Annotated in this window: 27 protein-coding genes; 11 read left to right on the forward strand and 16 right to left on the reverse strand. The window is 69.4% G+C overall.

The window, feature by feature from the left end; all coding sequences use genetic code 11:
- Positions 1–253: 253 nt before the first annotated feature.
- The gene (locus ABZ664_RS18710; protein ID WP_362510769.1) at positions 254–775 is read right to left on the reverse strand and encodes an anthrone oxygenase family protein; all 522 of its coding nucleotides are present in this window, start codon (positions 773–775) and stop codon (positions 254–256) included.
- Positions 776–855: 80 nt separating this feature from the next.
- On the opposite strand from ABZ664_RS18710, the gene ABZ664_RS18715 reads away from it, so the two are divergent.
- Positions 856–1,818 carry an AraC family transcriptional regulator gene (locus ABZ664_RS18715; protein WP_362510772.1) on the forward strand — a complete coding sequence of 321 codons (963 nt, stop codon included), beginning with the start codon at positions 856–858 and terminating at the stop codon, positions 1,816–1,818.
- 66 nt (positions 1,819–1,884) lie between these two features.
- Here the strand turns inward: ABZ664_RS18715 and ABZ664_RS18720 are convergent, their stop codons facing one another.
- Positions 1,885–2,853, reverse strand: a complete 969-nt coding sequence (locus tag ABZ664_RS18720; RefSeq protein WP_362510775.1) for a hypothetical protein — start codon at positions 2,851–2,853, stop codon at positions 1,885–1,887.
- Positions 2,854–3,112: 259 nt separating this feature from the next.
- Between ABZ664_RS18720 and ABZ664_RS18725 the strand changes: the two genes are divergently transcribed.
- Positions 3,113–5,017 carry a glycoside hydrolase family 15 protein gene (locus tag ABZ664_RS18725; protein WP_362510778.1) on the forward strand — a complete coding sequence of 635 codons (1,905 nt, stop codon included), beginning with the start codon at positions 3,113–3,115 and terminating at the stop codon, positions 5,015–5,017.
- Between the two features lie 227 nt (positions 5,018–5,244).
- Here ABZ664_RS18725 and ABZ664_RS18730 read toward each other — a convergent pair whose 3' ends face one another.
- The 4 genes from ABZ664_RS18730 to ABZ664_RS18745 form a co-directional block, all read right to left on the reverse strand.
- On the reverse strand, positions 5,245–5,505 hold the full coding sequence (locus ABZ664_RS18730) for a hypothetical protein (RefSeq protein WP_362510781.1): 261 nt from the start codon (positions 5,503–5,505) through the stop codon (positions 5,245–5,247).
- Between the two features lie 291 nt (positions 5,506–5,796).
- A complete protein-coding gene (locus ABZ664_RS18735; RefSeq protein ID WP_362510784.1) occupies positions 5,797–6,462 on the reverse strand; it encodes a phosphatase PAP2 family protein in 666 nt (221 codons plus the stop codon).
- 40 nt (positions 6,463–6,502) lie between these two features.
- On the reverse strand, positions 6,503–7,195 hold the full coding sequence (locus ABZ664_RS18740; RefSeq protein ID WP_362510786.1) for a phosphatase PAP2 family protein: 693 nt from the start codon (positions 7,193–7,195) through the stop codon (positions 6,503–6,505).
- Positions 7,196–7,362: 167 nt separating this feature from the next.
- Positions 7,363–7,746, reverse strand: coding sequence for a hypothetical protein (locus tag ABZ664_RS18745; RefSeq protein WP_362510789.1), 384 nt, complete (start codon positions 7,744–7,746; stop codon positions 7,363–7,365).
- A gap of 638 nt (positions 7,747–8,384) precedes the next feature.
- Here ABZ664_RS18745 and ABZ664_RS18750 point away from each other — a divergent pair.
- Both ABZ664_RS18750 and ABZ664_RS18755 read left to right on the forward strand, forming a co-directional pair.
- Positions 8,385–8,870, forward strand: a complete 486-nt coding sequence (locus tag ABZ664_RS18750; protein ID WP_362510792.1) for an SRPBCC family protein — start codon at positions 8,385–8,387, stop codon at positions 8,868–8,870.
- An 8-nt stretch (positions 8,871–8,878) separates the two neighbouring features.
- A complete protein-coding gene (locus ABZ664_RS18755) occupies positions 8,879–9,514 on the forward strand; it encodes an SRPBCC family protein (RefSeq protein ID WP_362510795.1) in 636 nt (211 codons plus the stop codon).
- 61 nt (positions 9,515–9,575) lie between these two features.
- Here ABZ664_RS18755 and ABZ664_RS18760 read toward each other — a convergent pair whose 3' ends face one another.
- The 3 genes from ABZ664_RS18760 to ABZ664_RS18770 form a co-directional block, all read right to left on the reverse strand.
- Entirely contained in the window at positions 9,576–12,272 is a 2,697-nt protein-coding gene (locus ABZ664_RS18760) for an AAA family ATPase (protein ID WP_362510798.1), read from the reverse strand.
- Complete coding sequence (locus tag ABZ664_RS18765; protein ID WP_362510801.1) at positions 12,272–12,760, reverse strand: substrate-binding domain-containing protein; 489 nt, start codon at positions 12,758–12,760, stop codon at positions 12,272–12,274. The genes ABZ664_RS18760 and ABZ664_RS18765 overlap by 1 nt, the downstream gene beginning before the upstream one ends.
- Before the next feature lie 642 nt (positions 12,761–13,402).
- Positions 13,403–13,870, reverse strand: coding sequence for a VOC family protein (locus tag ABZ664_RS18770; RefSeq protein ID WP_362510805.1), 468 nt, complete (start codon positions 13,868–13,870; stop codon positions 13,403–13,405).
- Positions 13,871–13,966: 96 nt separating this feature from the next.
- On the opposite strand from ABZ664_RS18770, the gene ABZ664_RS18775 reads away from it, so the two are divergent.
- On the forward strand, positions 13,967–14,773 hold the full coding sequence (locus tag ABZ664_RS18775; RefSeq protein WP_362510808.1) for a helix-turn-helix transcriptional regulator: 807 nt from the start codon (positions 13,967–13,969) through the stop codon (positions 14,771–14,773).
- A gap of 62 nt (positions 14,774–14,835) precedes the next feature.
- Here the strand turns inward: ABZ664_RS18775 and ABZ664_RS18780 are convergent, their stop codons facing one another.
- A complete protein-coding gene (locus ABZ664_RS18780; RefSeq protein ID WP_362510811.1) occupies positions 14,836–15,294 on the reverse strand; it encodes a hypothetical protein in 459 nt (152 codons plus the stop codon).
- On the reverse strand, positions 15,291–16,136 hold the full coding sequence (locus tag ABZ664_RS18785) for a TnsA-like heteromeric transposase endonuclease subunit (RefSeq protein ID WP_362510814.1): 846 nt from the start codon (positions 16,134–16,136) through the stop codon (positions 15,291–15,293). The genes ABZ664_RS18780 and ABZ664_RS18785 overlap by 4 nt, the downstream gene beginning before the upstream one ends.
- Before the next feature lie 318 nt (positions 16,137–16,454).
- Between ABZ664_RS18785 and ABZ664_RS18790 the strand changes: the two genes are divergently transcribed.
- On the forward strand, positions 16,455–16,913 hold the full coding sequence (locus ABZ664_RS18790; RefSeq protein WP_362510818.1) for a GAF domain-containing protein: 459 nt from the start codon (positions 16,455–16,457) through the stop codon (positions 16,911–16,913).
- A 51-nt stretch (positions 16,914–16,964) separates the two neighbouring features.
- Here the strand turns inward: ABZ664_RS18790 and ABZ664_RS18795 are convergent, their stop codons facing one another.
- Positions 16,965–17,195, reverse strand: coding sequence for a hypothetical protein (locus ABZ664_RS18795; protein WP_362510883.1), 231 nt, complete (start codon positions 17,193–17,195; stop codon positions 16,965–16,967).
- Here ABZ664_RS18795 and ABZ664_RS18800 point away from each other — a divergent pair.
- Genes ABZ664_RS18800 through ABZ664_RS18815 form a run of 4 tightly spaced genes read left to right on the forward strand, consistent with a single transcriptional unit; the run spans position 17,112 to position 19,383 of the window.
- Entirely contained in the window at positions 17,112–17,678 is a 567-nt protein-coding gene (locus ABZ664_RS18800) for a GAF and ANTAR domain-containing protein (protein ID WP_362510880.1), read from the forward strand. The two genes, ABZ664_RS18795 and ABZ664_RS18800, sit on opposite strands and share 84 nt — an antisense overlap.
- Positions 17,675–18,019: an STAS domain-containing protein gene (locus ABZ664_RS18805; protein ID WP_362510820.1), complete on the forward strand. Its 345-nt coding sequence runs from the start codon at positions 17,675–17,677 to the stop codon at positions 18,017–18,019. The genes ABZ664_RS18800 and ABZ664_RS18805 overlap by 4 nt, the downstream gene beginning before the upstream one ends.
- A gap of 11 nt (positions 18,020–18,030) precedes the next feature.
- Complete coding sequence (locus ABZ664_RS18810) at positions 18,031–19,140, forward strand: quinone-dependent dihydroorotate dehydrogenase (protein WP_362510823.1); 1,110 nt, start codon at positions 18,031–18,033, stop codon at positions 19,138–19,140.
- A 42-nt stretch (positions 19,141–19,182) separates the two neighbouring features.
- Complete coding sequence (locus ABZ664_RS18815; protein WP_362510826.1) at positions 19,183–19,383, forward strand: heavy-metal-associated domain-containing protein; 201 nt, start codon at positions 19,183–19,185, stop codon at positions 19,381–19,383.
- A 52-nt stretch (positions 19,384–19,435) separates the two neighbouring features.
- Here ABZ664_RS18815 and ABZ664_RS18820 read toward each other — a convergent pair whose 3' ends face one another.
- Positions 19,436–21,079: a beta-N-acetylhexosaminidase gene (locus ABZ664_RS18820; protein ID WP_362510829.1), complete on the reverse strand. Its 1,644-nt coding sequence runs from the start codon at positions 21,077–21,079 to the stop codon at positions 19,436–19,438.
- 140 nt (positions 21,080–21,219) lie between these two features.
- On the opposite strand from ABZ664_RS18820, the gene ABZ664_RS18825 reads away from it, so the two are divergent.
- Complete coding sequence (locus ABZ664_RS18825; protein WP_362510832.1) at positions 21,220–22,755, forward strand: N,N-dimethylformamidase beta subunit family domain-containing protein; 1,536 nt, start codon at positions 21,220–21,222, stop codon at positions 22,753–22,755.
- 207 nt (positions 22,756–22,962) lie between these two features.
- Here ABZ664_RS18825 and ABZ664_RS18830 read toward each other — a convergent pair whose 3' ends face one another.
- The 3 genes from ABZ664_RS18830 to ABZ664_RS18840 form a co-directional block, all read right to left on the reverse strand.
- Positions 22,963–23,880: an N-acetylmuramoyl-L-alanine amidase gene (locus ABZ664_RS18830; RefSeq protein ID WP_362510835.1), complete on the reverse strand. Its 918-nt coding sequence runs from the start codon at positions 23,878–23,880 to the stop codon at positions 22,963–22,965.
- A 127-nt stretch (positions 23,881–24,007) separates the two neighbouring features.
- A complete protein-coding gene (locus ABZ664_RS18835) occupies positions 24,008–24,256 on the reverse strand; it encodes a hypothetical protein (RefSeq protein ID WP_344978307.1) in 249 nt (82 codons plus the stop codon).
- A 122-nt stretch (positions 24,257–24,378) separates the two neighbouring features.
- Positions 24,379–25,359, reverse strand: a complete 981-nt coding sequence (locus ABZ664_RS18840; RefSeq protein ID WP_350941250.1) for a LacI family DNA-binding transcriptional regulator — start codon at positions 25,357–25,359, stop codon at positions 24,379–24,381.
- Positions 25,360–25,448 lie beyond the last annotated feature (89 nt).

Here is a 25,448-nt window from a genome sequence, read left to right on the forward strand (position 1 = left end):
GGCTCCCGTGCGTGTCAGTGGTCAGGATGCGGGGGCGGAACCGGCCTCCCCGGGTGTGCCGATCCGCTGGGTGTGCCGATCCGCTCCGGGGGCGGGAGGCGGCGACAGACGGCATCCTGGCAGAAGTCCGCACGGACCGGGCAGCCCCGCCATGTCCCGGTCACGATCCGGGGCACGATCCGGGGCACGATCCGCCCGGTCGTCCCCGAGCCGTCGTCTGTCCGGCCACACATCCGCCGACCGACCCGCCCGGTCACGATCCGTTCGGCAGCCCGGTGCGCCCGTACACGACAAGGGCCCAGGTAAGGCAGCCGAAGGCGGCCACGCACGCCAGCGTGCGGATGAGGTTCCAGCGCACCCAGGCCGCCTCGAACCTCATCCGCACCGCCGCGAGGTCGGTGATGCGGTCGGGGTCCCCGGCCGCGTCGAGGGCGTTGTTGAGCGGCACGTTGATCCCCATCGTGATGGCGAGCATCACCACATAGAGGACGAGCGCGGCCGCGATCCAGGGCAGCACGGGCCGCGCGTCCTGTGAGAGGTGCAGCGCCGCGGCGAGGACGGTCAGTACCAGCGCGCCGCCGAAGCAGGCGGCGAACCAGCCGTTGAGGATCGCCACGTTGATCCGCTGCATCGCGCTCACGAAGGTCCGGTCGTCCGTCCGGGCCAGGCCGGGCATGACGGAGCAGGTGTAGGCGTAGAAGAGACCCGCCACGAGTCCCATGGTGATGGCCGCCGCGACCAGCGCGGGGCCTCGGAAGAGCGACATCGCAGTCATGGGACCAGTGAACCGGCGTGGATTGAGACGGGCCATGGTTGAGAAGCGCGATTCCATGTTTCAGCGTCTACGGTGAAGGTGTGGACGCACTCACCGACTTTCTGGACGGTCCGAGAGCCAGGGGAGCGTTCCTGCTCCGCTCGATCCTGAGCCCGCCCTGGTCCCTGCGCATCCAGGACCGGGCACCGCTCGCCCTGACGGCGATGGTCCGGGGCGAGGCGTGGGTGGTCCCCGACGACGGCGACCCGGTGCGCCTGGGGCCGGGGGACGTCGCGATCATCCTCGGTCCCGACCCCTACACGGTCGCCTGCGATCCGGCCACACCGCCCGATGTGGTGATCCATCCGGGCCAGCACTGCACCACCCTCGACGGGCGGAGCCTGGCTCAGGAGATGGACCTGGGCATCCGCACCTGGGGCAACAGCCCCGACGGGTCAACGGTGCTCCTCACCGGCGCCTACCAGATGCGCGGGGAGATCAGCAGCCGTCTGCTGGAGGCGCTGCCCTCACTGCTGGTCCTCCGGGAGGACGCCTGGGACTGCCCGATCATCCCGCTGCTCTGCGACGAGATCGTCAAGGACGATCCGGGCCAGGAGGCCGTTCTCGACCGGCTGCTCGACCTGTTGCTCATCGCCGTCCTGCGGGCCTGGTTCTCCCGCCCCGAGGCCGGGGCGCCCGCCTGGTATCGCGCCCACGGTGACCCCGTGGTGGGCAAGGCCCTGCGCATGCTGCACAACAACCCGGCCCACCCCTGGACGGTGGCCACGCTCGCCGCCGGGGCCGGTGTCTCCCGCGCGGCCCTGGCTCGCCGCTTCACCGAGCTGGTGGGCGAGCCGCCAATGACGTTCCTCACGGGCTGGAGGCTCGCCATGGCCGCCGACCTGCTGCGCGAGACCGACGCGACCGTCGGTGCGGTGGCCACGCAGGTCGGCTACGGCAGCGCGTTCGCGCTCAGCGTCGCCTTCAAGCGCGAACGCGGCGTCAGTCCTCAGGAGCACCGGGCCGGGGCGGGGAATTCCCGGCGGACCGTCTCCGAACGTTGACCGGTGTCGCCACCCGATGGCCGGCTCCCCCGGATCCGGTTTCTCCGGTCATGGTGGTGTGACGGCTTACCGGAACAGCCAGTCGAGCAGACCGCCGCCACCGCCGCCACCGCCACCGCCACCGCCACCGCCGCCACCGCCACCACCGCCACCCGAGTTGTCGTTCGTTCCCGTGTCCTGCGTCGGCGGTGCCGTCGTCGGCTGCCGACTCGGTTCGGCGCTCTCGGTGGGGGTCTGGCCGGTCTGCGAGGGTGCGGGTTCCGAGGTGATCCGCGCTCGCGGAGCCGGGCTCTCCCGGGAGGTCTCCTCCTGCTCGCTCTCCTCGGCGGTCCGCGTCGGGCCGGTCTCCCTCGGCGGGGCGCTGCGGGTCGGCGACGGACGGGCGGGCTCCTGGGCCCGAGGTGCCCGGGTGGGGGCGGTCGTCGGCTCCTCGGCCGTGGGAGTCTCCTCCGACGGTTCCGTCGCCTCCTCCTCGGGGCGGGGGGCAGGCGTCTCGGAAGGCAGCTTCGGCATGTCGGCCACCGAGCACCGCGCGCCGGGTGAGCACGTGGTGTCGGGCTGCCCGTTCACGGAGGCGGAGAGCATCCAGCCGCCCGCGACCCCCGCGACCACGACGCCGCCCACGACCGCGAGCAGGATCCTGCTTTTGCTCCTGCCCTTGCGGCGGCGTTCCTCGTAGGGGTCGGGGTCCTCCCGCCAGCCCGACCCCAGGAAACCGCGCGTCGGCGTCTCCCCGTCCTCGTCGCGGTAGAGGGGGCCGTCGGACGTGACGTCGGTGTCCCCTGTCTCGCGACGCTCGTCGAGATAGACCATCTCCCGGGAGCCGTCGGTCCGGATGATCTCCCGGGACCCGTCGACGTGGACGATCACCTGGGATCCGTCGCCCGGTACGGGGTCCGGAAGGTCGATCTCGTTCCAGCCGTCCGACAGCACGTCGCCGGCGGGACGTTCGGGTTCCCGCTGGGCCGGTCCGAGGGGACCGGTCTGCTCGCGAGGATCCTCTTCGTACGATCCCTGGATGTCGTCGCGCCCCACGATGACCCTCTCTGATGTGAACCTTGGTCGGGCATCTTAATAGCAGATTCGACACAAGCATGTCCGAAAAGTTCACACACGACTGGGAATAATGTGACTTGTGAGACATTACTGAGAATCGTTTATGGACCGAGCCATCGCCCCCTGAGCGGCGGATATCCGGGGGAAAGATGTGCCTGAAAGCGGCAGCCGGGGTAGGAAGGGCGCCTGACGGTCCTCTCCGTTCGAAGGCGGAGGTCTCCAGGCTCAAGGAGAACTGATGACAGGGAATTCACCCGCGTACGCGCTGCCCGGTCCCTCCCCTTTCCCGCCCATCGCCGACTACGGGTTCCTGTCCGACTGCGAGACCACCGCGCTGGTCGCCCCGAGCGGGAACATCGAGTGGCTCTGCCTGCCCCGGATGGACTCCCCCAGCGTCTTCGCCGCACTCCTCGACCGGGGCGCGGGGGGCTTCCGGCTCGGCCCCGCCGACCTGAGAGTGCCCGCCGCGCGCCGCTACCTGCCGGGCACCATGGTCCTGGAGACGAGCTGGGGCACCCCCACCGGCTGGATCATCGTGCGCGACGTGCTGCTCATGGGGCCCTGGCACCACGACGAGGCCGAGCTCTCCCATACGCACAGGAGGGCGCCGACCGACTACGACGCCTCCCACGTGCTGCTCCGCACGGTGCGGTGCGTCAGCGGGGAGGCGCAGGTCACGCTCGACTGCGAGCCGATCTTCGACTACGGACGCAGGCCCGCCGACTGGGAGTACACCGACAGGGGCTACCAGCAGGGCGTCGCGACGGCGGAGGGGGAGAGCCTGGAGCTGCGGCTCACCACCGACATGCGGCTGGGGTTCGAGGGCGGACGCGCGATGGCGCGCACCCTGCTCAGGGAGGGCGACACGCGCTTCTGCGCGCTGTCGTGGACCATGCACGAGCCGCCGTACACCTTCGAGGACGCCTACCACCGGCTCGTGTGGACCGCCCACCACTGGCAGCACTGGCTCGCCAGAGGCGCTTTCCCCGACCATCCCTGGCGGAGATACCTGGAGCGCAGCGCCCTCACCCTCAAGGGCCTCACCTTCGCCCCCACGGGTGCCCTCATCGCGGCGGCGACCACCTCCCTGCCCGAGACGCCGCGCGGCGACCGCAACTGGGACTACCGCTACACCTGGATCAGGGACTCGACCTTCGCCCTCTGGGGCCTGTACACGCTGGGCTTCGACTGGGAGGCCGACGACTTCTTCTGGTTCATCGCCGATGTGGCGGAACGGGACGAGGAACTCCAGGTCATGTACGGCATCGACGGCGAACGGGAGCTGGACGAGTACGTTCTCGACCATCTCTCCGGGTACGAGGGCGCCAAGCCCGTCAGGGTCGGCAACGCCGCCTACCGGCACCGTCAGAACGACGTCTGGGGCGCGGTCCTCGACTCCTTCTACATCCACACCCGGTCGCGGGACCGCCTGGACGAGCGGATCTGGCCCATCCTGAAGCGGCAGGTCGAGTCGGCCATCAGGCACTGGCGGGAGCCCGACCGCGGCATATGGGAGGTACGCGGCGAGCCACAGCACTTCACCTCCTCGAAGGTCATGTGCTGGGTGGCGACCGACAGGGGCGCGAGGCTCGCCAGGCTCAGGGACGAGCCGGAACTCGCCGAGCGCTGGCAGGCGGTCGCCGACGAGGTCCACGCCGACGTGTGCGCCCACGGCGTCAGCGAGCGAGGGGTCTTCAGGCAGCACTACGACACCGACGCCCTCGACGCGTCGCTCCTGCTCATCCCGCTGGTGCGCTTCCTGCCGCCCGACGATCCCAGGGTCCGCGCCACCGTGCTGGCCATCGCCGACGAGCTGACCGCCGACGAGCTGGTCCTGCGCTACGAGACGAAGAGTACGGACGACGGCATGAGCGGGGAGGAGGGCACTTTCGCGATCTGTTCGTTCTGGCTCGTCTCGGCGCTGACGGAGATCGGGGAGCTCACCCGGGCCCGCAGGCTGTGCGAGAGGGTCCTCTCCTTCGCCAGCGCCCTCGGCCTCTACGCCGAGGAGATCGACCCGGTGACCGGGCGCCACCTCGGCAACTTCCCCCAGGCGTTCACCCACCTGGCGCTCATCAACGCGGTGATCCACATCATCCGCGCGGAGAGCGAGCAGACGCACCCGACCAGCTGGCCGTCATGATCTCGTACTCGCCCCTGGTGCCCCACCCGGGCGCTGACGTGCGGGACCATCCGGATGCCTGGCTAGGCTCTCAGGTATGAACCGTCGAGTGATTGCCATAGTGGTGGTCGTCGGCCTGCTCGCGACGAGCGGTCTGTCCGTGGTGCTGGCCTGGGGGTTGAGCGGCTGAGCGCCGCTTCGTCGTCGCGTACGCCCCCCGACGCCGCGACGACCCTCCGGAGAAGGTGCTAGGCGCCCACCATCGAGGTCTGGTTCGCGGGCTGCTGCTGAGGGTGGGCGGGCTGCCGGTGCGTGGAGGGCTGCTCCGCGGCGGGCTGGGGCTGGGACTGCTGCTGGGGAGCGGCCTGCTCGGTGGGGGCCTGCTCGGCAGGACAGGTGCAGTAGCCGTTGGCCAGGATCAGGCGTCCTCGCTGTGCGGTGTAGGTGCGGGAGTCGGTGGCGAGGAGAACGCCTGTGCATTTCTGGCAGACGACGGACTGTTGATCCATGGCCGGCTTCCTTCCTTGAGGGTAGCCGTCGAACGTCCTCGGTCCGGTCGGCTGGCTGCTCGTGCCCCGAGGGGAGGACTTGAATCTCCCTAACGAGGTTTTCATCTTACTTCGTAGCGCGCAGTGATCTTTTGGTGACACCTGATAGCGGGTGTGAACCTTGGTGGTGCTGCTTCACAACGGTCTCATGTGAAGCGGCCCAGCGGGTGGGGAATGTCCCTCTCTCACCCCCGCCGGGGCCCGCTTCAGCGATCTTCGCGACGCCCGGATCCCCGATGTGGCCGGGGATCGCTACGTGCTCAGAACTTTTTTCTTTTTCTCCTGCACCACCGGCCGGAACAGCAGTGCGTTGGCGGCCACCGCGATGCAGACCGCGCCGAGCAGGAAACCCCAGCTCACGTCGCTCAGGTGGTGCATGCCGCGATACATGCGCGAGTAGGCGATGCCCAGGGGAATGCCCAGACCGACCACCCACCACAGCACGTTCAGGATCTTGAAACGGTGGGTGTGGAGGGTCAGGACCAGGGCGACGCCGCAGTAGAAGGCGACCGCGGCGCTGGTGTGCCCGGAGGGGAAGCTGGAGGTGGGCGGGGCGGGGTCGAGGTGCTCGACGGCGGGTCGCTTGCGTTCGGCGAAGACGGTCGCGAGCAGGAAGATCGCCGACTGGGAGAAGACCGCGAGCGCGAGGAAGATCGACTCGTTCCAGCGCTTGAAGGCGAGCCGGAAGCCGATGACCAGCAGCGCGGTGGCAGTGATGATCACCGGGGTGTCGGACAGGCCCGACAGCACGTCGGTGATCGAGCTCAGCTGGGCCGTGCGGCCCTCGGCCATCTGCGCGTTGACCCCCTGGTCGTTCGCGATGAGGGTCGTCGTCTGCAGGACCCTGGTGATGAGGAGTCCGACGCCGATCGTCAGCACGGCCATGATGGCCAGCGGCGCCAGGATGAGACGTGTCACGCCTTTGAAATCCACCGACATTTTCGACATGGCGCGCCAGCTACCCCGAACGGGTCTCCCGGAACGCCTCGGGTTCGACGCCTTCCACGTGTGGTTCGGCGGGCCTGCGGCCCTCTCCGCGGCGCCAGGCCTCGAACCCCGCCGCCGCTCCCACCACGACCACCACGCCCAGCGCGACCCCCGCGATCACGTCGCTGGTCCAGTGGACGCCGAGCGCCATCCGGCTGTACGCGACGAACACCATGATGGCCGCGGCGACGGCCCAGGCGATGATCCGCGAGGCCGTGCTCCGCAGGAAGGGCAGCAGGAGGAGGACGAGGATGCACGTACCCAGCGCCGCTCCCATCGCGTGCCCGGAGGGGAAGGAGGCTCCGGGCGCCGAGGCCACGGGATTCGGCAGGTCGGGCCGGGCGCGGTCGACGATCTCCTTGACGGCGAGGTTCAGCAGGCCGCCGAAGGTGATCGTGGCGACCGCCCAGATCCCCAGGCGCGGCGCGCCTCGGCGCCAGAGCCAGACGGCGGCCAGCACCACCAGCACACGCCACGTCCAGGGGCCGAACACCTCGGTGGCCACGCTGAGGAAGGTGGTGTAGCCGGGGTTTTCCAGCGCCTGGGCGTGCAGGCTCAGGGCGACGCTCTCGTCGAGGCTCTTGAGCGGCGAGGAGGAGGTCTTCACGAGCACGAGCAGCACCACGAACGGCACCGTGAAGATCGCCACTGCCACGAGTGCCATCGTCAGGCGCACGCCCAACCGCAGGTCAGAAGCGTGGTTACCGGGTTTCCTGTGAGGCGAGGGCTTACCTTCGACAAATCTGACCATCATTCATGGCTACCCGATTCCTCGCGAATATTCCCGGCTGTTCCCCGCGCGACATGTGAACGTCCGGGCCGGAGGGGTCCTCAGGCCGCGTGGCGGGGTTCGCGCCGGGTCGTCCAGCGCAGGACGTCGCAGTGCCGCCGCTCGGCCTCGGCGAGCGCCGCGTCGTCGGTGTGGGCGTCGAGTACGGCCCGCAGCCACGGCATCTGCTCGCTGACGTCGTCCCACGCCTGGGAGGGGTCGTCGAGGCCCAGCTCGATCAGCGCGTCCAGGTGCGCGGCGTAGGCCGTCCACCACTGGCGGCTCAGCTCGGCCAGGAACCCGCCCAGGCCGCCGAACTCCCGCTGGACCTCCTCTTCCCACCAGGCGGGGAGGATGACGTCGCCGGTGTCCGCGAGGTCACGGAGCACGAGGTTCGCCAGGGTGCGCCGTCGTCGGGCGATGGCCGAACGTGACAGGATGTTCATGGGCCTAACCCTGCCGATCGTTGTTTGCCGAACGCTTAACGATGTATTGACGGTGATGTCCGGCCCCTGCGTATGGCCAAGTGTGATTCCCAGCGATAGTTGTCACTTCCCAGCGATAACTGTCACCAAGATCGTCTTGAGAGTGTTGCCTGAAGGCGTCGAAGACGATGTCGAGATCCGGCTCTCAAATTCACCTACAGGGCCAGACGAACCCCTGAGCTCGGATGTCCGTCAAACCGGATCAGGTCCAGACGAGGTGCCCGTCCTGCGGAGGGAAGCTCACGGCGGTCCCGGCCTGCGTGGAGGACCTGCTCAAGTCCGTGTCGGCGGATGGTGTCGACGACGCTGGCTTGGGGTTGCAGGACGGAATGGTTGACGTAGAGCTGGTTGAGAATGGCGAGTGTGGCGGCGAATTCCGGCTCCTTGAGGAGTCCTGTGCTGGACGAAACGCCGCGGTCGGATTCTCGTGCAGCGGTGCTGTATCTCACGTGCCCGGGCGACGTGTCGCAAGATAGGTAATTCTCGCCGATGTGCGGAGATCGGTCATCTTGGCACGATCGCATCCGCCGGGTGTGGATGTAACGACTCGCTCATGCCCGGCGTTCCCGATCGTCACTGACCGAGGAGAGAACATCACGATGGAGAACGTCATGGACGCCGAGGAGGCCGGCATTGACGAGTCGGCCCCGGTGGTCAGCCGCCACAGCGTCACGGTGACCGCGTCGGCGGACACCGTCTGGCGCATTCTCACCGACATCGACGCGTGGACAACGTGGCTGCCGGAGATTCCGTACGCGCATATCGAAACGCCCGGTCCGCTTGCGTCGGGCTCCGTGTTCCGTTGGTCCGCCGCGGGAATGGAGATCGAGTCGACGTGTGTTCAGGTGTGGCCGCAGGAACGCCTTGTGTGGCGAGGCTACGGTGGCGGGCCGGACGGCGTCCTCGGCGTCCACGTCTGGGCGCTCACCCCGGCCGGCGACGGCGTCGAGGTGTCCACCGAGGAGTCCTTCGCCGGCCCGCCCGTCGATGCCGACCCCGCGACGTTCCAGGCAGGCCTCGACACGACGCTCGCCACGTGGCTGCGTCGGCTCAAGACCACGGCCGAGGCGGCGACCGCATCATGAGGAACCGTGTGAGCGCCGTCACGGCGATAGTCGTCGTCGGCGGGCTGATGGGCGTTACGGGCGCACCGGCTCGGGCCGAGGCCACGCCCGTCGGCGGCTCCGACCGCACGGCGCTGCGATGCGTGGGAAAGACCGTCGACACCTCGGCGAAGATCCGCTACCGGACGGAGACGGTGATCGCCGCTCCGCTGCGTACCGTCTGGAGGATTCAGACCGACGTGGAACGCTGGCCGTCGTGGCAGAAGCCGGTCCTCTCCAGCAAGCGGCTCGATCGTGGCCCGTTGCGTCCCGGTTCGTCGTTTCGATGGACGACGCCGATACCCGAGACCGAACTGAACCCCGCCACGACCCTCGTGGTCACCTCCACCGTCCGGCAGCTGCGGCACCAAAAGTGCCTTCGGTGGGACGGACCGGCGATCGGTGCCGGGCTGAGAATCGACAAGGGGGTCCACGTGTGGACCTTCACCGAGGTAGGCGGCCGGGTTGTCGTGCGCACCGAGGAGACGTGGCGCGGTGACCAGGTGGAGCAGGACGTCGGGTTCTCCACCGCCGCCCTCGGCGCGGGTCTCGAAACATGGCTGAAGGAGCTGAAGACCGTGGCCGAACGGGAGGGTAAGCGCGCCCGTCATCCAGCACCGAGGTAACCCGGCGGCCCCGCCGGTCTCCTCCGGCGGGGCCTTCCGCTGGCCTGTCGGGGTGGCACCGTCATCGGAAGAGCTCACGCAACTGGCGGCGTGAGGTGATGCCCAGCTTGCGGTAGAGGTTGCGCAGATGGGCGTCGATCGTTCGCGGGCTGACGAACAGCAGGGCCGCGACCTCCTTGGTGCCCGCGCCGGAGGCGACCTTGCGGGCGACGAGGAGTTCCCGAGCGGTCAGCCCGGCCGGCGAATCCGAGTCGCCGGCTAGGGCCTGCTCGCCGATTGCATCCAGTTCGCGGGCGGCGCGGGCGACGAATCCACGCGCGCCGATGGTGGACAGCAGATCGTGTGCGGCACGAAGTTCCACCCGCGCCTCGGTACGGCGGCCGACCCGTCGCAGCCACTCCCCATGGAGCAGGCGGGCACGCGCGTAGTGGACCCGCATTCCACTTTCGGCCAACCGGCTGATCGCTTCACGGTAAAGGTCCTGTGCGCCCAGCCCCGGGTCGAGCAGCGCACGGGCCAACAGGTGCGCGCCTGTCGTCCAGGCGTTCGGATTGACCCGTGCGAGACTCTCGATCCATTCGGCGGAGTCTTCGGCTTCTTCGGGACGTCCGGTGGCCGCGGCGGCTTCGACGAGTTCGCCGTGGAAAGCGGTGACGACGTACGAACCGCGCCGGTGCTGGTCCTGCGCGACCAGCAACGCCTCGAGCGCGGCCTCATGGTCGCCGTTCCCGTTGTGCAGCACACCGCTCGCGTAATGCAGCGGGGTGAACTCCACTCCGACCCGATTGTGCAGCATCTCTCGTATCTCGCGGAACCGTTCGGCGTCGCCGCTCAACGCGGCGAGCATCAGGTCGGAGCCGACGAGGTTGGACGTCCCCGCGGCCTCGTCGACCGCACGCGCCTCGATGATGCAGACGTGCGCGTCGGCGAAGCGGCCCACGATTGTCCGGGCAACCGCCTGAAAGCGCAGTGCGTGCGGCAGTATCGCGTAGGCGCCCTGCGTCCGGGCCAGTTCGACCTGACGATCGGCGATCTGCTCCATGGCGGCGCGGTCACAGAGGTCGATGCTCAACACGCAGGCGCGTTCCATCCACCACGGATCCGCGTCGGGCGTGCGGGCATGATTTTGAAAGGCGTCGACCGCACGGCGCATCGTGGGCACGGCCTCGTCCACCGCGCGGAGGTTTTGGTCGACCAACGCCTCCAGCAGCAGGTCGACCGGACGTGGCGGCCTGCGCTGGTGTACCCGTTCGCGGAGGTGCAGGGCGAGCCGCCGCAGTCTGCCTGGCTCGTCGATGCTGAACATCAGCGATGCGAACGCCTCCAGGTAGGTCTCGCCGGCTTCATCGGGTTCCATGCCGTCGGCCGCGTCGATGAGCGCGATCGTCGCTGGAATACTCCGTTCGACGTGATAATCGATCATGGCGCGCAGCAGACGTGCCGCGGAACGGCCGGCCGGATCCAGCTGATGACGCTCAGCTTGATCCGCCAGTTCCCGAGCGCCGGAGGGCGCTCCCGATTTCAACCGCGCCTGGGCCGCGGACAACAACCGGCGTGCCTGCCGCGAACCGCTCGGCGTCAGCCGTGCGGCGCGCTCGAAGAACGCGGCCGCGGCCGCGAACCCGCCGCGTCGCTGCGCCCGGTCCGCCGAACGCTCCAGTTCCGTCGCGATCCTCTCGTCAGGACCGGCGACGGCGTTGGCCCGGTGCCATGCGCGGCGGTCGGGATCGATGTCGGCGTCGGTGCCGGCGGCCAGCGCCGCGTGCGCATGCCGTCGCGCCTCGGCACCGGTCGATCGGTATACCGCCGAACGCGCCAGCGGATGCCGGAAGTGCACCCGTGGACCTGTCAGCAACAGGCCGCTGTCCTCGGCCGCGGCCAGATCCGCGCCGCTCAGCCCTTGAAAGGTCATGGCACGCCGCAGCAGAGCGAGGTCGCCCGTCGGCTCCGCCGCGGCCAGCGCCAGCACCGAGCGCGTCGATGCGGGAAGCTGGAGGAATCGATGCGCGAACCGCTGTTCCACAGCACGGTGCCTCGCATCCCCCGGTAGGCCGAGAGGCCCGGCGTCGCGGGCGAACTCGACCAGTGCGAGGGGGTTGCCGGCCGCCTCGGCGAGGATCCGTTGCACGATCCAGGCGTCATGGCCGAACGGCGCCAGGTAGCGCAGCAGTGTGAGGGCTTCGGAGTCGGTGAGTCCGGCGAGAGTGCGTGTGGGCACGCGGACAAGCTCGGGGACCGAAGCGACGTCACGGGCGGCGAACACCATGGCGATCCGCTCTGATGCGATGCGCGCCGCGACGAAGGCCAGCACCTGCCTCGATCCGGCGTCGATCCACTGCACGTCGTCGATCGCGCAGAACACCGGCCGGTCTTGGCCCGCGGCGCCCAGGAGGCCCAGGACAGCCAGACCGACCAGCATCGGGCTCGGCGTGACCCCGGCATGGAGGCCGAACACCGCCTCGAGCGCGCGCCACTGCGGTGCGGGCAGGTCGGCGCGGTGTTCAAGGACCGGCATACACAGTTGGTGCAGGGCCGAATAAGGCAGTTCGCTCTCGAACTCGACACCACCGGCGCGCAGCACCTGCCAGTCGTCGAGCGGCACAGCGGCCTCGTCGATGAGCGTCGACTTGCCGATCCCCGCTTCGCCCAGGACAAGCATCGCGCCGCCACGGCCTTCCGCCGCGGCTACCGTCACCGCCGCGATCTCGCTCAGCTCCATCTTCCGGGCGACGAAACACCCCGACCTGATATCGGCCATCAGCTTCCGCGCGTGTCCGGACGAACGGTCGCCGGGGGCGGGGCGGCGCTTGCGCGCACCACGAGAGTGGTTTCGAGCTCGCGCCGGTCTGGTGCCGGTTGCCGGCCCGCGGCGAGTGCCGGCGCGAGCTGCGCGGCGGTCGCGCCCATCTCCGAGGAGTGCTGTCGCACCGCGATCAGAGGTGGCGCGACCCAGGTGGCCCGGTCGACATCGGTGAATCCGACCACGCTCAGATCGTCCGGAATCCATAGACCGGCCCGGCGAGCGACTTCATAGACCCCCGGGGCCTGGAGATCGTCGCCGCACACGGTCGCCGTGGGACGGCCGGGCAGGCTCGACAGGTCGGCCCCCGGTGTCACGCCCCGCTCAAAGGTGAGAATGCCGTGGCGCCCCATACCGTCGTCGTACGGGATGCCGACGTTGTCGATGGCAGCACCGAAGCCGTCGAGCCGGGCCCGCGCGGAGAGGTCACAGAGCAGGGCTGCCACCCGCCGGCGGGTCATGGGCCTACGCCGCCGCGGCCGTCGAGCACCTCGGACACCGTAGGGGGACGACACGCCGGCGAACTCGGCGATCGTCGTGATCGGTACGTCACCACGGCACGCCTTCCCATGTGGCGGTGTTCGGACTGGTTCGACCACAAACGGAGTTTAAGCTCAGCCCGCGACCGGTGATGCGATCGCGGGGGTATCGATCTACCGCCGGGTCCCGCGTCGGTCGACGGCGCCGGTGCAGGCCCAGAGGAGACGGTGATGCCGTTGGCGGTGGCCGCGTTGTCGACGCCGAGGCACAGCCCCGACTGCCGGCCGCTGATGGTGCCGTCGGCATCGTGACCTGGCCGTACCGGCCGCAGAGGTCTGCCGCACCTCTCCGGCCCCGACCGGAGCGGCAAGGTCCTGCGCCATCACCGGCGATGTGATCGGCTCACCTCACCCGGCCGAGGCCGCGGTCCGCCAGCTGGTCCAGCCGCGGCACAGCACGTACGCCACTGCGGTCGTCACCATGACGAAGAGGTCGATGAACGCGGTCTGCACCGCACGAGGCGTAGGCGCGGCCTTCTGCTCGGCAGACAGAAATTCCGCGACCGGTAGTCGGCTCTCCCGTCGATCGGGGCAAGAGAGCCGGCGTTTCTAGTCGGGCAGCTCGAACAGTTCCAGCTGGATGCCGTCGGGGTCCCGTAGGTACAGAATCTTCGTTCCGGCCAGCGTCCCCGCGTCGACGCCATCGCCGTCCTGCAGCACGACCGGATCGGCGTTGACGTGTACGCCTCGCTCCACCAGGTCACGGTGCGCCGCGTCGAGGTCGTCGACCTCGAAACACAGGTGCATGACCCCGACGTCGCAGTTGCGCCCGGTGAAGGGCTTCGGCCGCGGGTTGTCGTATTGGATGAGTTCCAGGAGGACGTTGTCGCCGGCCAGTGCGAACGATGCCCGCATCGACGGGTTCTCCAGCTCGACGACCGCACCGATCGCGGGGTTCTTGGCCGAGATCGTCACGCCGTTCGGCGCGATGCCGAGAACGTCTTCGTACCATTTCACCGACCGCGCGAGATCGCTGACCGGCACCCCGATGTGGTTCATTCTGGTCACTCTGCTCATGATCTCCATCATGAAAGGCAGGACCGGACGGTGGAAGGCACAGATCTGCCGCGTACGACCTGTACCACCCAACTAGGCTGACCAATAGGGGATCCTGTGGTAATAAACGACTTCGGTGCCGCGCTGCGGGCCTGGCGGGACCGCGTAGACCCGGCCGCCGTCGGTCTGAAGACCGCATCCTCCCGCCGCGTCGCAGGGCTGCGACGCGGCGAGCTGGCGACACTGGCCGGCATCTCCCCCGAATACGTGGCGCGCCTCGAACAGGGCCGGGCCGCCACACCCTCGGCGCAGGTCTGCACTTCCCTGGCTCGCGCGTTAAGACTCTCCGACGATGAGCAAGCGCACCTGATGCGCCTCGCCGGCTTCGCCCCTGCCCCAGACCGGATTCCCTGCCTGATCCCCAGTAGCCTGCACCGCGTCATCGACGAACTCGGCGACATCCCGGTGGCCGTCTACGACGCCGCCTGGCGGCTGCTGCACTGGAACCGGCTGTTCGCGGCCGTCTTCGGTGATCCCGCCGACGCGACCGTCGACGATCGCAACGCCCTGATCATCCAGTTCGAATCCCGAAACCCCCGGGTCCGCCAGACCGACACCGAGCGTGCGTACTTTGAGCAGTCATTGGTCGCCGACCTGCGCAGCACCAGCGCCCGCTATCCGAACGACCCCGACGTGGCGGCGCTGGTCTCCCGCCTAGCCGGGAACGATCGGTTCCGCCACCTGTGGGCGCTGCGCGCGGTGGCCGTCCACGAGAGCGCCCACAAGACCGCTGTACATCCGGTAGTGGGCGCCATCCCCCTGGACGCCAACGTCTTGACCACGCAGAACGCCGACCTCCGTGTCGTGGTCCTGACGCCTCGGCCCGGCACCGGCGCTCGTGAAAAGCTGGACCTCCTGGCTTGACGAGGCCAGGCTGGCACTGCCCTGGGCCGAGACCCCCAAGACCTCGCCGAGTTCGGCCCAGCTCACGGCCTTGGGCGGGCTCGCAGCCGGGAGTGCTCGAAGCCCAATGCTCGCAACTCGGCGACCTTGGCGTGGCGGCGTTGCGTCAGCGTGGTGAACGCCGGATCATAGGACGGCCTCGGCTCACCTGGACCGGGCCGCTCGGGGTCTCCACTGCGATAGCCGGTGGCGACCTCCAGCAGGTGCGCCATCCGCAGCGCCACCAGATCCTGCTGATGGGGCGTCAGATCGGTGAGCACTTTCGGCTGACGGTCACCCCTCGTCGCCGGTCCCGCAGGCCGCGCATCTGACTCGAACCCGGCGTGATTGATCAGAAACCGGATACTGGTGCACTCGCGCTGCCCGCCTTCATCGATCAGCACGACCTGGCCGCGGTGAGGTTCAGGCCGCTCCACCAACCAGTGGGTGCCGCGCAGCTCCAGGCCCGAGCCCACCGCCAGATCCAGCAAGGCCGAGGTCATTGCGCGTTCACCTCCGCGGGGTAGACGATCGAGTCGTCGGTGAGCGGGCGGGCCAGGTCAACACCCACCTGACGCGACCACACCAGATGCAGCAGCTGCGCGCGGGCGACCGCTGGCGCGACCGTGCCGGCCACCAGCGTTCCGAATGAGCACGGCCCAGATCGCAGCCTGTCCACGATGAGCGGGCGCAGGCCCAACGGATCGGTCAACGGCCGGCGCTGCGAGGAAATGGTGTCCAGTGTCACCATGACCTGTCGCTGCCAGCCGGCGACCACCAGATACCGCCACCCGCAGGCCAGCGCGGCCTCCGCCGCGGCGGCGAACTTCACCCGATCCTCTGTATCAATCCGGTCTCGGGGGCGGACGTCGATCAGCCACGTCCCGCTGGTGGTGGCGACCAGAACATCCGGGGCGTGTTTCCTCACGCCGTCCGGGGTGGAAAACCGCAGCCAAAACGGCTGGCACAGCAGCGCGACGATCTCGCCTAGAAAGTCCAGCACGAGCAAGAGCTTGGCTTCTTCCAAGCTCTCAAATCCCGGCTGTTGGCCCGTGCTGACCATGAACGCCAGTCCGGGACGGTGTTTTTGCCCTTTTCGCCAGGTGAACCGGCGCACGGGCTCGCCCCGGTGAACATCGAACGAACCCATGTCACGTACCGGGCAGATAACCTCAGTTCCGTTGACCTGCCACGACGTCGTCCATTCCCGGGACCAGGCCGACGACAACGTCCAGCCCAGGTCATTCCATGAGATTGCTCCTGGGTCATTGGCGACCAGATCCAGCAGGTCACAGCGGTGCGAGAGAATCATGATGTCCGCACGTTCTCGTCTCAACTGCGCCATCGCACCACGGTAGAAATCACCATGGGTATACATCTATATACTCAAAGTGACAGTTGTGTTCCTGGTGGAGCGATCATGGTGACAACAACGCTGGGAAGCCCTCGTAGGTGACATTTATCTCTGGGAGCCGGTGACAGGTACCGTTAGGAGCGAGTCTTCGAGTGCCAGCACAGGCCATACGGCTGGTGACAGTTACCTCTGGGGGTCGCACCAAGGGGGAACCGCTTGGCCGGAGTCATCGGGCGGCACTAGGCTTTGATTCGCAGATCATTCCGCCCTGTGTCCGCGGAGCTACCTCGACGTGGAGGAAGCTCGCCCATGACCCAGGTTCTTGAATTCTCTCGGCTCGTCGACCGTACCCTGAGCGCCCTCGCCGACGTTCTCGGCTCCGACGGGGCCGCACTCATGCTGATAGACGACCACGACCGGTTGCGTGCGGTCGGAGGCTCCGACGACCGGGGCCGACAACTGGAGCTGATCCAGGAGCAGATCGGCGCCGGGCCCGCCATCGAGACCCTGAGCCGCGGCGAGGACGTCTTGGTCGACGACCTGCGGGCGGCCAGGCCCCTCGGCTTCCCCGGCGTCGCCGCGCGGGTCTCGGAGGTCCGGGCGGTGCTCTCCGTGCCATTGCGGGCGGAGAAAAGGTTGATCGGCACCCTGAATTTCTACGACCGGACGAGCCATGAATGGCAACCCGCGAAAGTCCGGACGGGAGAACGCCTCGGTGAGCTCATGGTGATGCTCCTCCAGAGCATGGCTCATAGATCTTCTCGTTGAGGGAAGTCGTAGTGTGCACGTCAAGTAACCAGGTCGACGCTGAAAGGCGCTTCACATATGACTCACATTGATCCGGAAGCGCTGGTCGCGAGCCTGAGAAGGCTTCAGACGGCCTCGTCCACCACAGGCATAGTTCAGCAGTTGGAGCGTGCCGTGGATGTGGTGAACTCGCTGTTCGGATATGCGGGTGCGGGGTTGATGTTCGCGGAAGAAGGTAAAGATCTTCGTTATTTGGTCGCCACCGATGAGCGGGGCCGCAGTCTTGAGGGCGCGCAACTCCATCTCGGTCAGGGACCGTGTGTTTCCGCGTATGAGCAGAATTCCGCGGTGACCTCAAGCGATGTGCGGGTCGATCCTCGTTGGCCGATGCTCGCCGATCGGCTCCACCCCGAGGTGCGGGCGGTGGCCGGGGTGCCGGTGCGTCTTGGAGGCGAGCCCGTGGGCACGCTGAACGTCTACCAGGCGAAGTTGTACGAATGGGACGAGTCAGATGTCCAGGCGCTTTACGGCTACGCGGAGGTGATCGAGCAGCTTCTCACCGTCGCGATGGCCGCCGAGGAGAAGAGCGCCCTGGCCGACCAGCTCCAGTACGCCCTCGACTACCGCGTGGTCATCGAGCGGGCGATCGGTTACCTGATGGGAAAGCACGATCTGACCGCCACCCAGGCCTTCACCGGCCTGCGCAAGCAGGCCCGTGACAGCCGCCGCCGCGTCGCCGACCTGGCGGCCGAGGTGCTCGGTGAAGGGGCGGGCGAAATACGGTGATTCTGCTCACGTCGCCGGAGCCTTCGGAGAACAGCGTCGAGATCACCGTTCACGGTGATCTCGACGCTGTCGGAGGCGCCGAGCTGCGACGTGTCCTCGGCACGATCACCGCGAAGACGGTGGAGTTCGACCTGGCCCACGTGGGCTTCATCGACTGCGCGGGAGCCCGGACCCTGCTCCGGGCCGACGAGCACATGCGCGGCCTGGGCCGCGAGATGATCATTCTGCGGCCCTCGGACACGGTGCTCCGCCTACTGCGGCTGCTTGAATTCGACCGATACCTCCTGATCAGACACCTCGGGGACGCGGTCGGCGCGAGCGGCACCCCGCCGGGGCACTAACCTGATCGGTGATGTATCGATTCGTCTTCTCGCAGGTCCTCGGCCGCCTCGACCCGGAGGACGCGCACCATCTGACGGTGCGCGCCCTGCGCGTCCTCTCGGTGACGCCCGTGGTCAGACGGCTGGTCCACCGCCGTCTCGCGCCACGCGACCCCGCGCTGCGCGTGCAGGCCTTCGGCGTGCACTTTCCCGGCCCGTTCGGGCTGGCGGCCGGCTTCGACAAGGACGCCGGCTGCGTGGAGGCCGTGTCCGCGCTCGGCTTCAGCCACGTCGAGGTCGGCACGATCACCGCCCACGCCCAGCCGGGCAACGCCAGGCCCCGCCTGTTCCGCCTCGTGAGAAACCGGGCGATCATCAACCGGATGGGCTTCAACAACGCGGGCGCGTCCGCCGCGGCCCGGCTGCTGGCCAGGCCCAGAGGCGTCCCCGCGATCGTGGGCGTCAACATCGGCAAGACCAAGGTCGTTCCCGAGTCGGGTGCCGTCGCCGACTACGTGGCCAGCGCCAAAGAGCTCGCCCCCCTGGCCGACTACCTGGTCGTCAACGTCAGCTCGCCCAATACCCCCGGCCTGCGCGACCTTCAGGCCGTGGAACTGCTGGGCCCGCTGCTGCGGGCGGTGAAGGAGGTCGCCGACGCCACGCCCAAGCGCACCCCGCTGCTGGTCAAGATCGCCCCCGACCTGGCGGACGCCGACGTGGACGCGGTCGCAGACCTCGCCCTGGAGCTCGGGCTCGACGGCATCATCGCCACCAACACCACGATCGGCAGGCAGACGCTGACCGTCGCGGAGCCCTCGGGCCGTGACCACAGCCGCGAGAGCGGCGGCCTGTCGGGACGCCCGCTGAAGGCCAGGTCGCTGGAGGTGCTGCGCAGGCTGCGCGCCAGGGTGGGCGACCGCCTGGTGCTCGTCTCCGTCGGCGGTGTCGAGGACGTGGACGACGTCTGGGAGCGCCTGCTCGCCGGGGCCACGCTCGTCCAGGGATACAGCGCGCTGATCTACGAGGGGCCCCTCTGGGCCTATCACGTCAACCGTGACCTCTCTCGCCGCCTGCGCCGTCACGGCGTGGTCGACCTCCGCCAGATCATCGGCCGTACCGCGGACCGAAGTGTCACGGCCTGACGTTATACCCTGGGTGGGTAACCTCACGGCTTTGGAGGCACGATGAGCACGATCACATACACCGTCACCGGCATGACCTGTGGTCACTGCGTGAGCTCGGTCAAGGAGGAGGTCGGCGAGGTCCCGGGTGTCACCGGTGTCGACGTCGACCTGGAGACCGGCAGGGTCGACGTCTCCGGCGACGCCTTCGACGACGCGGCCGTCCGCGCCGCCGTCAAGGAAGCGGGCTACGAGGTCTCCTGACCGGTCGGAGCCCAAGCCCCGCCGTGGGACTCGTCAAGGGCAGGGAGGCCCGTCACATGCTGGGACGGGTCGAGTCGGCCTCGTGGGTCAGCTCCTCCAGGTGTTTCATCGCCTCGTCCACCTTGACGACCCCCGGGCGGTGGCGTCGGCGGCCGGTCCCCCCACGCTGCCAGGGGTGCGGGCCGGTCAGCGGCCGATACTCGACGCCGAGCGCGTCGAGGCGGGTCAGGTGCGCCTCCAGCCGGGTGTCGAACCCGGCCCCGGCCGAGCCCGACCAGGTGATCTCGGCCAGCGCGCACCCCCGGGGCCAGGCCCGGTAGTCCACCGCCCGCGCGTCGGGCAGCCGTTCGCTCCACAGCTGGAACTGTGCCCCGAGCACGTGTTCCCGTTCCCCGGCCGTCCACGACTCCGGCGCCGGAGCGTAGGCCGCGACGTCGGAGACGGTGATCGCGTCGCCCATCGCGAGGGGCTCCTCCTCGTCGGGGGCCTCGGAGTAGTCGAAGTACAGGGGGAAGACCGGGGTCTGCACCACGTCGTGCCCGGCGGCGGCGGCGCGCCTCGCCACCCCGGGACCGCGCCAGGGCATCACGATCGTGTCGGGCCTGAGCATGCCGCTCACGAACGCCTCGTCCCACACCACCGCCCTGCTGCCGCGTTCGGCCAGCTCGTCCGCGAGCCGGCGCAGGAACCAGGCGTGCAGGTCGCTCAGGCTCCCCAGCCCCAGCTCCGCCTGGAAGGCGACGATCTCGGGGGAGCCGGCCCAGTCGTCGAGCACGCACTCGTCCCCGCCGATGTGGACGTACGGGGTCTCGCCCAGCGCCCCCGTGATCTCCTCGATCACGCCGGTCAGGAAGTCGATCGTCTCCGGCAGGGGGGACAGGATCGCGGGGGAGATGCCCCAGCGATCCAGCACCGTGAAGGGCTCGGGGCTCCGGCCGCCGGTGGCGCGGGCGTCGAACTCGGGGTAGGCGGCGAGGATCGCCGAGGCGTGTCCCGGCACGTCGATCTCGGGAACGACCGTCACGGCTCGGGCCCGCGCGTAGGCGCCGATCTCCGCGAGGTCCTCCAGCGTGTAGTAGCCGCCGTGCGGTACCTCGTCGAAGGCGAGATCCTCCCGGTAGTGGCTGGTGACCGTACGCGGCCGGTGCGCGCCCACCTCGTGCAGCCGGGGGTACCGGCGGCTCTCGACCCGCCACCCCTGGTCGTCCACCAGGTGCAGGTGGAGGCGGTTCAGCTTGTGGACCGCCATGATGTCGACCATCCTGAGCACCTCGCGCTTGGGCATGAAGTGCCGCGCCACGTCCAGGTGCACCCCGCGCCAGGAGAACCGGGGCGCGTCCCGCACCCGGCCCAGGGCGACGCTCCAGTCCGCCCCGCCGTCGGCCACCGCGCGAAACGCCGCCGAGGGCAGCAACTGCCGCAGCGTCTGACCCGCGTAGAAGGCGCCGGCGCGGTCTCCGGCCGCGATCCGCACCCCCTCGCCCGTCACCTCCAGGACGTACGCCTCGGCGCCGAGTGAGGTGTCCGACTCCACCGTGATCGTTCCCGCCTCGCCGGGGCGCGGGTCGAGGACGGCGAGCGCGAGACGTACGGCGTCGACCGGCTCGCTGGGGCCGGAGACGACGACCCCGCGGGGAAGGCCGAGGACACCGCCGGCAGGTGTGAAGGCGGAAGGAGACGGCAGGAGGTCAGTCATGCTGTAGATCATGCCAAATCGCCGGAATCGCCGGAGAGGCAGGGTTTTTACGTCGGCGAGCCCGGACACGGGGCCAAGAACCGCCCAAGTACCGCGCGGGAGAAGCGGGGGAGACTCCCCGCCCGGACATGCTGCTGCTCATGTTCCAACCTTCCAGGGTGTCCAGGCGTCCGGCCCGCACACCGTCGGCGATCCTGGTGACGATCATGCTGGTCACCGGGTGCGCCGCCACCGTCGAGAACCCCTCGTCCTCGCCCTCGTCCACTCCCACGGTGTCCTCCTCCGCAGTGAGAAGCGCCGAGGGGGACGACACCACCGTGGCGGAGAACGCGAGGGAGGGCGATCCCGGCTGGCGGGTGCGCAGGCGCGGCGCCGAGCACGAGATCGAAGGCTTCGCCGACCGGGTGAGCGTGCTGCCCGGCGAGAACTTCCGGCTGTACGTCTCGACCACCGCCGACCGCTACACCGCGAGGGCCTTCCGGATGGGCTGGTACGGCGGGGCCGGGGCGAGGCAGGTCTGGCGGGCGGCCGGGCTGCCCGGCAGCAGGCAGGCTCCACCCAGGACGATCGCCGCCACGGGAACGGTGACCGCCGCCCACTGGAAGCCCGGCCCCGAGGTGGACACCTCGGGGTGGCCGGAGGGCTCCTACCTGATCAGGCTGGACGCCGCCACCGGGGGACGGCGCTACGTCCCCCTCACCGTGAGGTCCGCCTCCACCAGGGGACGCCTCGTCGTCGTGAACGCGGTCACCACCTGGCAGGCGTACAACGACTGGGGTGGCCGCAGCCTCTACCACGGCCCCGGCGGCTTCGAGGACAGGTCACGGGCGGTCAGCTTCGACCGTCCGTACGACACATCGGGGGCGCGGCTCTTCCTGGACATGGAACGCGACGCCATCGAGCTCGCCGAGCGTCGCGGCGTGCCGCTCGCCTACGTCACGAGCCTGGACCTGGACCGCGACCCGCACGTCCTCGACGGGGCCAGGGGGCTGGTGTCGCTGGGCCATGACGAGTACTGGTCGCCGGGCATGCGCCGCACCGTCGAGGCCGCCCGTGACCGCGGCACCAACCTCGCCTTCCTCGGTGCCAACGCCGTCTACTGGCGGATCCGCCTCGCCGCGACGCGCCTGGGACCTCGCCGCCTGGTGGTCTGCCACAAGGACGCCGCAGAGGACGCCCGGACGACCCTGTGGCGGGCCACGGCCAGGCCGGAGAGTTCGCTGACCGGCCCGATGTACGACTGCTTTCCCTCAGAGTCCGCCTACGTGGTCAGGCGCCCCGGCAACTGGATCTTCAAGGGGACCGGGGTGCGGCGCGGCACCGTCTTCCCCGGGATGGTCGGCGTCGAGACCGACAGGGTCGGCGCGGGCGTGCCGCGCCCCATGGAGATCCTGTCGGTCTCCCCGGTCGACTGCGGCGGTCGCGCCACGGTCGCGCACAGCGCCTACTACACCGTGCCGAGCGGCGCCGGGGTGTTCAGTTCGGGCACGATGCGCTGGGTGTGCGCGATGCGGGGCGCCCGCTGCGGCCACGGCGTCACGCGGGAGGCGGGAGCCTTCGTCCGCAGGGCGACGGGGAACATCCTGAAGGTCTTCGCGGCCGGACCGGCCGCACGCAGCCATCCGGCCCGCGACAACCTGAGGTCCCTGGGCCTGGAAGGCCCTCGGGGCCGCTGAGGCGCCCTCTCCCCGTCGGACACTCCCGCACGCTCGGAATGGCCGCTGTAAGCCGCTGAGGCGCATCTGCGCGCCGCCGGAGGTCCCTCCGGCGGCGCGGGAACCCTCCGCGTCCCGGCGGTAACGCCGGAAGTCGCCGAGGGTCTTCTCCACGCCCCCGGGATACCGCCGGAGCCCGCCCGAAGTGCCCCGCCGTCCCGTCCTCGCCTACCTCTTGAGGTACTGCTGGAGCCCGTTCGCGAGAGAGAGCGCGATCTTCTGCCGGAACGCCGACTGCTGGAACTTGGCCGCCTCGGTGGGGTTCTTCATGTTGCCCGACTCGATGAAGATCTTGGGAACGGTGGAGAGGTTCAGCCCGCCGAGGTCGTTGCGGTAGTCGAGGGCGTTCTTACCGATGTAGGTGGAGTACGACAGTCCGGTGCCGCGCGCGAAGGCGTTGCGAACATCCAGGCCGAGCTTCTTGGAAGCCCCGACCACCGGGTCGACCGGGCCGCCGATCTTCTCCGGCATGATCACGTGGAAGCCGTGGTCGGCGGTGCTCGACCCGTCGGCGTGGACCGAGATCGCCGCGTCCGCCTTCGCGTCGTTGCCGATCGCGGCTCGCTCGGTGATGCACGGCCCGACGCCGGAGTTGTCGGCACGGGTCAGCTTCACCGTCGCGCCGCGGCTCTTCAGGATCTTGGCCAGGCGCTGTGAGACGTCCCAGGTGAAGGCCGCCTCGCTGTAGCCGTTCGCGGTGGCGGTGCCCGTGGTGTCGCAGGCCTTCCACTGGGTCAGAACGTTGACCTTCTTGTTGATCTCCGCGGGGTGGCGGTAGTTCTGCCCGTTGTGGCCGGGGTCGATGACCACGACCTTGCCGCTGAGCGGCCTGTCGCTCTGGACGCTCCGCCCCGCCGCGGGACTCGCGGTGGGATCGCTCGCCGCGCCGGTCGCCGGGCCGCTCAGGCTGTCGGCGGCCGGCGCCGCGGCCGTGTCGGCGGTGGCGGGAGGGACGGGTCCGCGCTCTCGCGCGAGGTCGGCGCCCGTGGCGGTGCCACCGCAGGCGGCGGCGCCGAGTCCGCACAGGACCAGGGTCGCCGCGAGTGCTTTGCCGGTCACGCTCATCGCCCCCAAGGAAGTCGTCAATCACCCAACTTACGTGGCTCGGATGTGTGACTCAGCCGATGTCGCGATATGTGCTCGCCCGCCGCGAGGCGTGACGCACTCCCTCCTCAGGAGGGCTCTCCCGTCACGGGACGGGCGAACGCCCCCTTCACCAGACGTGCTCGCCGACCTCCTGCTTCTGCAGGAGCGAGGCGAGCTCCCTGGCGTCCTCGGCGTCCAGCCCGAGGACCACGCGCGGCCGTCCCCATGGATGGTCGATCGAATGAGCCACGTAACTGGCCACGGACTCGGCTCCGGCGTCGCCGCCGCGGCCCCGGGCGGCCCGCCAGTGCGCCCATGCCCGCTCAAGCTCGGCCGCGGCCCGCTGGGCGCATGACACAAGTTCCGGATCACGCATCGTTACCCCCTCGTCTCGGCCAGAGTCAACACCGGCGGCACGCGGACGCCCGCGATGTTGACCCGGATTTGAGGAGGTCATGGAGCCTGCCTGGGCGGACTGTAACGCTCCAGGCAGGCTCTTCAGCGTTCGGTGGGGCCCGTGCTGTTCCGTACGACCAGCTGCGGCGTGACCTGACGCAGACGCGAGGCCTTGCCGGGGTCTCCGATCCGGTCGTTCAGCAGCGCGGCGGCGGAGCGTCCCATGGCGCGGCGGGGCTGGTCCACGGTGGTCAGCGAGATCGGCTGGGTGCCCGCCCGGTGGATGTTGTCGTACCCGACCACGGACAGGTCCTCGGGAACCCGCAGCCCCAGCTCGGTGGCCGCGGAGAGCACGCCCATCGCCACCCGGTCGTTGGCGGCGAAGATCGCTGTCGGCCGGGGGTCGCGCGTGAGCAGGCTGTGCGCCGCCCTGGCGCCGCCCTCCTCGCTGGACTCGCCCTCCTCGACCATGATGTACGGCGCCAGGGAGTGCCTGCGCATCGCGACCAGGTAGCCCTCGCACCGGAAGCGCCCCGAGGAGATGCCCGCGGCCTCGATGTGGGCGATCCTGCGGTGACCGAGCTCCACGAGGTGGTCGACGGCGAGGCGGGCACCGAGCTGGTCGTCGTCGACGACGATGTCCACGCCGCCGAGGTCGATGTCGCGCTCGCCCACCACCACGGTCGGCGTGTAGCCGGTGGCCTCGATGAGCGTCCCGCTGGTGGGCGCGATGCCGAGCAGGACGAGCCCGTCGACGCGAAGTTCGAGGAACGCCTCGACCGCCTCGTCCTCGAAGGCGGGGTCCCACTGGCTGTTGCCGATGAGGAGTCTCAGCCCGTCGCCGTGCAGGCTCTCCTGCAGGCCGTCCAGGAACTCCGCGTAGAACGGGTTGTGCAGGTCGGCGACGAGCGCCCCGACCAGGTGGGTACGGCCCTCGACCAGGCTGCGCGCGACGGCGTTGGGCCGGTAGCCGAGGTCTCTGGCCGCCTGGAGCACGGCCTGCCTGCGGTGCTCGCTGACGTGGGGCGATCCGCGCAGGACGAGCGAGACCAGTGATTTGGAGACACCGGCTCGTTCTGCCACGTTGCGGATCGTGGGTCTCGGGCGTGGCCCGCCCCCGTCGGATAAGACGGGCTCGGCGAACCCGCGGGCTCGGGTGACGGTGGTGTTGA

It is taken from the genome of Streptosporangium sp. NPDC006930, from assembly GCF_040635605.1.
Taxonomy (GTDB): domain Bacteria; phylum Actinomycetota; class Actinomycetes; order Streptosporangiales; family Streptosporangiaceae; genus Streptosporangium.

Coding starts and splice junctions, on each gene's coding strand:
- ABZ664_RS18750 (WP_362510792.1), top strand. CDS start 8,385: ATGGAGAACGTCATGGACGCCGAGGAGGCCGGCATTGACGAGTCGGCC.
- ABZ664_RS18740 (WP_362510786.1), bottom strand. CDS start 7,195: ATGGCACTCGTGGCAGTGGCGATCTTCACGGTGCCGTTCGTGGTGCTG.
- ABZ664_RS18790 (WP_362510818.1), top strand. CDS start 16,455: ATGACCCAGGTTCTTGAATTCTCTCGGCTCGTCGACCGTACCCTGAGC.
- ABZ664_RS18810 (WP_362510823.1), top strand. CDS start 18,031: ATGTATCGATTCGTCTTCTCGCAGGTCCTCGGCCGCCTCGACCCGGAG.
- ABZ664_RS18760 (WP_362510798.1), bottom strand. CDS start 12,272: ATGGCCGATATCAGGTCGGGGTGTTTCGTCGCCCGGAAGATGGAGCTG.
- ABZ664_RS18820 (WP_362510829.1), bottom strand. CDS start 21,079: ATGACTGACCTCCTGCCGTCTCCTTCCGCCTTCACACCTGCCGGCGGT.
- ABZ664_RS18730 (WP_362510781.1), bottom strand. CDS start 5,505: ATGGATCAACAGTCCGTCGTCTGCCAGAAATGCACAGGCGTTCTCCTC.
- ABZ664_RS18795 (WP_362510883.1), bottom strand. CDS start 17,195: ATGGAGTTGCGCGCCCTCAAGACTGCGGCCCCGCTCATCGGTGGCGAC.
- ABZ664_RS18780 (WP_362510811.1), bottom strand. CDS start 15,294: ATGACCTCGGCCTTGCTGGATCTGGCGGTGGGCTCGGGCCTGGAGCTG.
- ABZ664_RS18800 (WP_362510880.1), top strand. CDS start 17,112: ATGTTCGCGGAAGAAGGTAAAGATCTTCGTTATTTGGTCGCCACCGAT.
- ABZ664_RS18825 (WP_362510832.1), top strand. CDS start 21,220: ATGTTCCAACCTTCCAGGGTGTCCAGGCGTCCGGCCCGCACACCGTCG.
- ABZ664_RS18835 (WP_344978307.1), bottom strand. CDS start 24,256: ATGCGTGATCCGGAACTTGTGTCATGCGCCCAGCGGGCCGCGGCCGAG.
- ABZ664_RS18710 (WP_362510769.1), bottom strand. CDS start 775: ATGACTGCGATGTCGCTCTTCCGAGGCCCCGCGCTGGTCGCGGCGGCC.
- ABZ664_RS18770 (WP_362510805.1), bottom strand. CDS start 13,870: ATGAGCAGAGTGACCAGAATGAACCACATCGGGGTGCCGGTCAGCGAT.
- ABZ664_RS18785 (WP_362510814.1), bottom strand. CDS start 16,136: ATGGCGCAGTTGAGACGAGAACGTGCGGACATCATGATTCTCTCGCAC.
- ABZ664_RS18745 (WP_362510789.1), bottom strand. CDS start 7,746: ATGAACATCCTGTCACGTTCGGCCATCGCCCGACGACGGCGCACCCTG.
- ABZ664_RS18725 (WP_362510778.1), top strand. CDS start 3,113: ATGACAGGGAATTCACCCGCGTACGCGCTGCCCGGTCCCTCCCCTTTC.
- ABZ664_RS18815 (WP_362510826.1), top strand. CDS start 19,183: ATGAGCACGATCACATACACCGTCACCGGCATGACCTGTGGTCACTGC.